A 6,333-nucleotide genomic window follows, 5' to 3' on the forward strand; every position below is an offset into this window, starting at 1 on the left:
AGGCGGCTTGCTAGCCTTCGCGCGCGAGTTACGCACACGCGTGTTTCAGAACGCGATTCGAGGGAAACAACGGGCCCCATCACAGTCGTGGGGCCGAGCGGGGGAGGTCTGTCATGTCTGTCGAGCACATGGAAGCCGCGAGCGGCGGCGAGAGCGAGTCTTTCACCCCGGAGTCGGGCGTCCACACCTACCCGGTCGCCCCGGGTGTCCGCCTGAACGTCCGCAGCGGCCCCGGCACCAACTACAGCATCGTCCGGGTCCTCACCGAGGGGATCCGCGTACCGATCTTCTGCCAGACCCCGGGCACGACCGTGACGGGGCCCTACGGCACGTCGAACATCTGGGACAACATCGACAGCGGCGAGTACGTGTCCGACGCCTACGTCCAGACCGGCAGCGACGGCTACGTCGCCTCGCGCTGCGCCTGACCCCACCGGGAGCCCGCCCCCGCCCGGCGCCATAATCGTTCCGTGAGCGACGAAACCGGCACCCCGGACACCTCGGCGGGCTCCTCGGACGGCACGGCCCAGGGCGGCGGGCCCCGCCCGGAGCCCCTCCGCTTCTTCGGCACCACCTGGGTGAACCACGACAACGGCTACGCGGCCCGCCGCGTCGGCGTCGCCGTCGGCTCCCTCGCCGCGGCCGTCGCCTCCTGCCTGGTCCTCCGCCTCGCCTACGAGGGCCTCCAGATCGCCGACACCGGCTCCTTCGTCACCGTACTGATCATCGCCATGTTCGCGATCTGCAGCGCCCTCGCCTTCCGCAACACCTGGGAGGGCTTCGACAAGCGCCACGACCCACAGCGCCAGGCCTCCCTGCGCGGCCTGCTCGCCATCGGCTTCGTCGGCTCCCTCCTCGCCTGCTTCCTCCGCTCCCTCACCGAGGCCCCGGGCGAGAAACTGCACCGCGAGGAGTACGACAAGGCCCGCGAGGAGTACGACCGCCGAACCTCCCGCCGCACCGGCAACCCGTCGAAGAAGAAACGACGCCGGTGACACGAGCCTCCGGCGGTCAGCAGGGGCCGGCGACGGCGCCCGCGGGGGTGAGATGAAGAGGCGCCGGTGACGCCTGTCTCCCATGGTCACCAGGGGCCGGCGCCAGGGGCTCGCCGTGGACAGCGGATGTGCCGCCGGCGACGCCTGGCCCCGTGGTCGGACGGCGCCGAAAACCCGCTGACGTCACCTCCCCGCCGCCCCCACCATGGCCGTATGACCGTGACGCAACCGCCCTCACCGACGCCCCCGTCCTCTCCCACGGCCCGCGCGCACTCCTTCAACTCCGCCGCCGCCCAGTACGCCGCGAACCGCCCTTCCTACCCGCCCGCCCTCTTCGACGCCGTCGAGGAACTGGCCGGCCGGTCGCTGTCCGGTGCCAGGGTCGTGGACGTCGGGGCCGGTACCGGTATCGCGACCGCCCTCCTACGGGCCCGCGGCGCCGACGTGCTCGCCGTCGAACCCGGTGAGGGCATGACCGCCGAGTTCCGCCGCGGGCTGCCGCATCTCCCGATCGTCCGCGGCAACGGCAACGCCCTCCCCATCGCCGACGCCCAGGCCGACTTCATCACCTACGCCCAGGCCTGGCACTGGACCGACACCGCCCGCTCGGTGCCGGAGGCGCTGCGGGTGCTGCGGCCGGGCGGTGCGCTGGCGCTGTGGTGGAACGGCGACGCCCTGGACGTCGAGTGGCACGCCGAGGCCGCCGTTCGTATCGGCCGCTTCCTGGGCGTGGACATCGCCGCCCAGAAGCGGGACGGCAGCCGCACAGAGCTGGCCGACCCCAGCGGCCGTCTCCGCTTCCGCCGTCGGGAGGTCCGCTGGAGCCGCCGCGTCACCGTCGACACCCACCTGGCGAACATCGGCAGCCACTCGGCGTTCCTCCTCACGCCCGAGGACCGCAGAACCGCCTTCCTCGAAGAAGAGCGCGCCCATCTGCTGATGGTCTTCCCGGACGGCATGGTCGAGGAGACCTACGACGTACTCCTGCTCGTCGCCGCCAAGTCCTGAGCAGCCGAGAAGCCCGCCCGGAGCGGCGGCCGGGTTCGTCCCGGCCGCCGCTTCCGTCTGTGTGCCCGGCCGGCCCCTTGACGCGCAGACCCTCCAGGCACATTATTCATCGCATGATGAATTACATGCCGGCCCCGCCCCCCGAGGCTTCCACCGCGGCCGTCCAAGCCCACGACCTCACCGTCATCCGCGGCCCCCGCACAGTCCTCCACCACCTCGCCTTCGCGGTCCCCCGCGGCCAGGTCACCGGCCTGCTCGGCCCTTCCGGTTGCGGCAAGTCGACCCTCATGCGCTCGATCGTGGGCACCCAGGCCAAGGTCACCGGCACCCTTCAGGTCCTCGGCCACCCGGCCGGCCACCCCGCCCTGCGCACGCGCATCGGCTATGTCACCCAGAACCCCTCCGTCTACGACGACCTGACCGTCCGCCAGAACCTCGAGTACTTCGCCGCGATCCTCGACCCCGGCCGCGCAGCCGCCGAACGCCGCCACGAACACGTCACCCGGGCCATCACCGACGTCGACCTCACCAGTCACACCGACGCCCTCGCCGGCAACCTCTCCGGCGGCCAGCGCAGCCGGGTCTCACTGGCCGTGGCCCTGCTCGGCGCCCCCGAACTCCTCGTCCTGGACGAACCCACCGTCGGCCTCGACCCCGTCCTGCGCCGCGACCTGTGGCACCTCTTCCACGACATCGCCGCCACCCGCGGCGCCACCCTCCTCGTCTCCTCCCATGTCATGGACGAGGCCGAGCGCTGCCACCGCCTCCTCCTCATGCGCCAGGGCGAGATCCTCGCGGACGACTCCCCGGACGCCCTGCGCACCCGCACCGGCAGCGACACCGTCGAGGCCGCATTCCTCCACCTCGTCGACGAGGCAGCAGCGGCAGCCCGCCCCAAGGAGAACACCCGATGAGCACGACAAGCATCACCAGCACCACGCCCGCTCCGGCCCCGACCGGTGTCATCAACACAGGCCGCACCACCGCCACCGCCGCCCGGGTCCTGCGTCAGCTCCGCCACGACCCGCGCACCATCGCGCTGATGATCGTCGTCCCCTGCCTGATGCTGATCCTGCTGCGCTATGTCTTCGACGGCAGTCCCCGCACCTTCGACAACATCGGCGCCTCCCTGCTCGGCATCTTCCCGCTGATCACGATGTTCCTGGTCACCTCCATCGCCACCCTGCGCGAACGCACCTCCGGCACCCTCGAACGCCTCCTCGCCATGCCCCTCGGCAAGGCCGACCTCATCGCCGGCTACGCCCTCGCCTTCGGCGCGCTCGCCATCGTCCAGTCCGCCCTCGCCACCGGACTCGCCCTGTGGGTGCTCGGCCTCGACGTCACCGGCTCGGCCTGGCTGCTGCTCCTCGTCGCCCTCCTCGACGCCCTGCTCGGCACGGCCCTCGGGCTGTTCGTCTCGGCCTTCGCCGCCTCGGAGTTCCAGGCGGTCCAGTTCATGCCCGCGGTGATCTTCCCCCAGCTCCTCCTCTGCGGCCTGTTCACTCCCCGGTCCGACATGCACCCCGTCCTCACGGGCATCTCCGACGTCCTGCCGATGTCGTACGCCGTCGACGGCATGAACCAGGTCCTGCACCACACGGACATGACCGCGACCTTCGTCCGCGACGTCCTGATCGTGGCCGGCTGCGCGCTGCTGGTCCTGGTCCTCGGCGCGGCCACCCTCCGGCGCCGCACGGCCTGATCGCCCTTCGCCGATCCCACGGCGCCGGACGGCCTCCCGCCCGCGTTCCGCCTGCCGGACAAGCCCCCGCACCCTCACGGCCCGGTGCGAGGATGACCCCATGAGCCAGAAAGTCGCAGTCCTCGGCACCGGCAAGATCGGCGAAGCCCTGCTCAGCGGAATGATCCGGGCCGGCTGGGCCCCCGCCGACCTCCTGGTCACCGCCCGCCGCCCCGAACGCGCCGAAGAACTCCGCACCCGCTACGCAGTCAGCCCGGTCAGCAACACCGAAGCCGCCAAGACCGCAGACACCCTCATCCTCACGGTCAAGCCGCAGGACATGGGCACCCTTCTGGACGAGCTCGCCCCGCACGTCCCCGCCGACCGCCTGGTCATCAGCGGCGCCGCCGGCATCCCCACCTCCTTCTTCGAGGAGCGCCTGACCGCAGGCACCCCGGTCGTCCGCGTCATGACCAACACCCCCGCCCTCGTCGACGAGGCCATGTCGGTCATCTCCGCCGGCAGCCACGCCACCGAGGAGCACCTCGCGCACGCCGAGGAGATCTTCGGTGCCGTCGGCAAGACACTCCGCGTCCCCGAGACCCAGCAGGACGCCTGCACCGCCCTGTCCGGCTCCGGACCCGCGTACTTCTTCTATCTGGTCGAGGCCATGACGGACGCGGGCATCCTGCTCGGCCTGCCCCGCGACAAGGCCCACGACCTCATCGTCCAGTCCGCGATCGGCGCCGCCGTGATGCTCCGCGACAGCGGCGAACACCCCGTCAAGCTCCGCGAGAACGTCACCTCCCCGGCGGGCACCACGATCAACGCCATCCGCGAACTGGAGAACCACGGCGTACGAGCCGCCCTCATCGCCGCCCTCGAAGCCGCCCGCGACCGCAGCCGCGAACTCGCCTCCGGCAAGAAGGACTGACCGGGCGCCGGGGGCGACGGCTCACCGGTAGCCGCCCGCCCCCGCACGCACAAGCCCCACCGGCTCCGCCGGAGCCCACGCGAGCAGGCCCTAACGCCCGGCCCCGCTCAACGCCGTATCGAACACCGGCGGCAACAGCCCGATCGCCCGGTAGGCCGCGTCGACGGTCGGCCGGGCCATCGCCCTCGCCTTCTCCGCACCATCCCGCAGCACCCCCTCCACATAGGCAGGATCCGCGCACAGCTCCCTGTGCCTGGCCTGCACGGGCCTGAGGACCTCCACCACCGCCTCAGCGGTGTCCTTCTTCAAGGCGCCGTACGAGTCGTAAACGTCTGCCAGTGACTCAGGGTTCCCACCCATGCACGCAGCGAGAATCTCCAGCAGGTTCGCGACCCCCGGCCGTCCCTCCGGGGCGTACTCCACGTCCCGCCCGCTGTCGGTGACCGCGCGCATGACCTTCTTCCGCATGTCGTCCGGCTCGTCGAGCAGATAGACGACCCCCAGCCCGGAGTCGTCCGACTTCCCCATCTTCGACCTCGGGTTCTGCAGGTTCATCACCCGCGCCGCGACCGCCGGCCGGGTCGCCTTCGGCACCACGAACGTGTGGCCGTACCGCTGGTTGAACCGCACCGCCAGATCCCGCGCCAGCTCGACATGCTGCACCTGGTCGTCCCCGACCGGCACCTCGTCCGCGCCGTACCCCAGGATGTCCGCCGCCATCAGCACCGGATACGTCAGCAGCGACAGCCGCACCGTCCCGCCGCGCTCCCGCACCTTCGCGGTCTTCTCCTTGTACTGGATCATCCGACGCATCTCACCGTCGGTCGCCACGCACTCCAGCAGGTACGACAGCCTCGTGTGCTCGTCGACATGGCTCTGCAGGAACACCGTGCACACCTCGGGATCCAGCCCGGCCGCCAGCATCAGCGTCGCCGTCTGCCGACTGAGCCTGCGCAATCGCGCCGGATCCTGGTCCACCGTCAGCGCGTGCAGATCCACGACACAGAACACCGAGTCGGCCTGGTGCTGGTCCGTCTCGACCCAGCGCCGCAGGGCTCCCAGGTAGTTGCCCAGCGTCAGGTTCCCGGTCGGCTGAATCCCGCTGAAGACCCGCTTCATCTCCACTCCACCTCCTGGTCGGGACCGCCGCTCCTGCGGCCGGCCCCCGGAGTCCGGAGGAGATACGAGAACGGCCGCCGAAGCGGCGGCCGTTGGATGCATACGTGAGTACGGCCGCCGTCAGGCGGCCCACCAGAGCTGGGTACACGTACGCGTCGTCATACCGATCAGCGTACGCCTCCGGAGTGCTCCCAGCGCAAGAGTTGACACACGACACGCCGATCCGTAGTGTTCTCCGGGTTGTCCGACGTGAGCGCCGATCTAGGTCGGTCCCCGGACAGCCACTCCGCAAGTACCAACAAGCAATCGATGCTCAGGTGTCGACTGCTTTGTCATGCGTATTTACGGAATGAGGAATCCGCGTTCGAAAGGGCGCCGCCCCCGATTAGCTCGGGAGCAGGGAATCCGCTAAAGTCTCACTCGTCGGAACGGCCCAACGGCCGGGAAGACAAGCCCCCTGACTGGGAGTCAGACGCCGAAAGGATCTGATAGAGTCGGAACCGCCGGAAAGGGAAACGCGAGAGCGGGAACCTGGAAAGCACCGAGGAAATCGGATCGAGAAAAGATCTGATAGAGTCGGAAACACCGAAGGGAAG

7 protein-coding genes are annotated in these 6,333 nt (G+C 70.3%); 6 read left to right on the forward strand and 1 reads right to left on the reverse strand.

Features of this window, described 5'->3' with window-relative positions; genetic code table 11:
* Positions 1 to 128 precede the first annotated feature (128 nt).
* The 6 genes from ACWDEN_RS34510 to proC all read left to right on the forward strand — a co-directional run bounded on the left by ACWDEN_RS34510 (position 129) and on the right by proC (position 4,618).
* Complete coding sequence (locus ACWDEN_RS34510; RefSeq protein WP_450861803.1) at positions 129 to 428, forward strand: hypothetical protein; 300 nt, start codon at positions 129 to 131, stop codon at positions 426 to 428.
* Positions 429 to 470: 42 nt separating this feature from the next.
* On the forward strand, positions 471 to 995 hold the full coding sequence (locus tag ACWDEN_RS34515) for an EamA/RhaT family transporter (RefSeq protein WP_450861795.1): 525 nt from the start codon (positions 471 to 473) through the stop codon (positions 993 to 995).
* Positions 996 to 1,208: 213 nt separating this feature from the next.
* Positions 1,209 to 2,003: a class I SAM-dependent methyltransferase gene (locus ACWDEN_RS34520; protein WP_450861797.1), complete on the forward strand. Its 795-nt coding sequence runs from the start codon at positions 1,209 to 1,211 to the stop codon at positions 2,001 to 2,003.
* A 113-nt stretch (positions 2,004 to 2,116) separates the two neighbouring features.
* On the forward strand, positions 2,117 to 2,917 hold the full coding sequence (locus ACWDEN_RS34525) for an ABC transporter ATP-binding protein (protein ID WP_450861798.1): 801 nt from the start codon (positions 2,117 to 2,119) through the stop codon (positions 2,915 to 2,917).
* Positions 2,914 to 3,705, forward strand: a complete 792-nt coding sequence (locus tag ACWDEN_RS34530) for an ABC transporter permease (RefSeq protein ID WP_351616480.1) — start codon at positions 2,914 to 2,916, stop codon at positions 3,703 to 3,705. Before ACWDEN_RS34525 ends, ACWDEN_RS34530 begins: the two co-directional genes overlap by 4 nt.
* A gap of 100 nt (positions 3,706 to 3,805) precedes the next feature.
* On the forward strand, positions 3,806 to 4,618 hold the full coding sequence (gene proC / locus ACWDEN_RS34535) for a pyrroline-5-carboxylate reductase (protein ID WP_351616483.1): 813 nt from the start codon (positions 3,806 to 3,808) through the stop codon (positions 4,616 to 4,618).
* Positions 4,619 to 4,708: 90 nt separating this feature from the next.
* On the opposite strand, the gene trpS is transcribed toward proC, so the two are convergent.
* Positions 4,709 to 5,737 (reverse strand): tryptophan--tRNA ligase, encoded by a 1,029-nt coding sequence (trpS, locus tag ACWDEN_RS34540; protein ID WP_351616495.1) that lies wholly within the window; start codon positions 5,735 to 5,737, stop codon positions 4,709 to 4,711.
* Positions 5,738 to 6,333 lie beyond the last annotated feature (596 nt).

This window comes from Streptomyces sp. NPDC001153, assembly GCF_053598315.1.

Coding starts and splice junctions, on each gene's coding strand:
- ACWDEN_RS34525 (WP_450861798.1), top strand. CDS start 2,117: ATGATGAATTACATGCCGGCCCCGCCCCCCGAGGCTTCCACCGCGGCC.
- trpS (WP_351616495.1), bottom strand. CDS start 5,737: ATGAAGCGGGTCTTCAGCGGGATTCAGCCGACCGGGAACCTGACGCTG.
- ACWDEN_RS34520 (WP_450861797.1), top strand. CDS start 1,209: ATGACCGTGACGCAACCGCCCTCACCGACGCCCCCGTCCTCTCCCACG.
- ACWDEN_RS34510 (WP_450861803.1), top strand. CDS start 129: ATGGAAGCCGCGAGCGGCGGCGAGAGCGAGTCTTTCACCCCGGAGTCG.
- ACWDEN_RS34530 (WP_351616480.1), top strand. CDS start 2,914: ATGAGCACGACAAGCATCACCAGCACCACGCCCGCTCCGGCCCCGACC.
- proC (WP_351616483.1), top strand. CDS start 3,806: ATGAGCCAGAAAGTCGCAGTCCTCGGCACCGGCAAGATCGGCGAAGCC.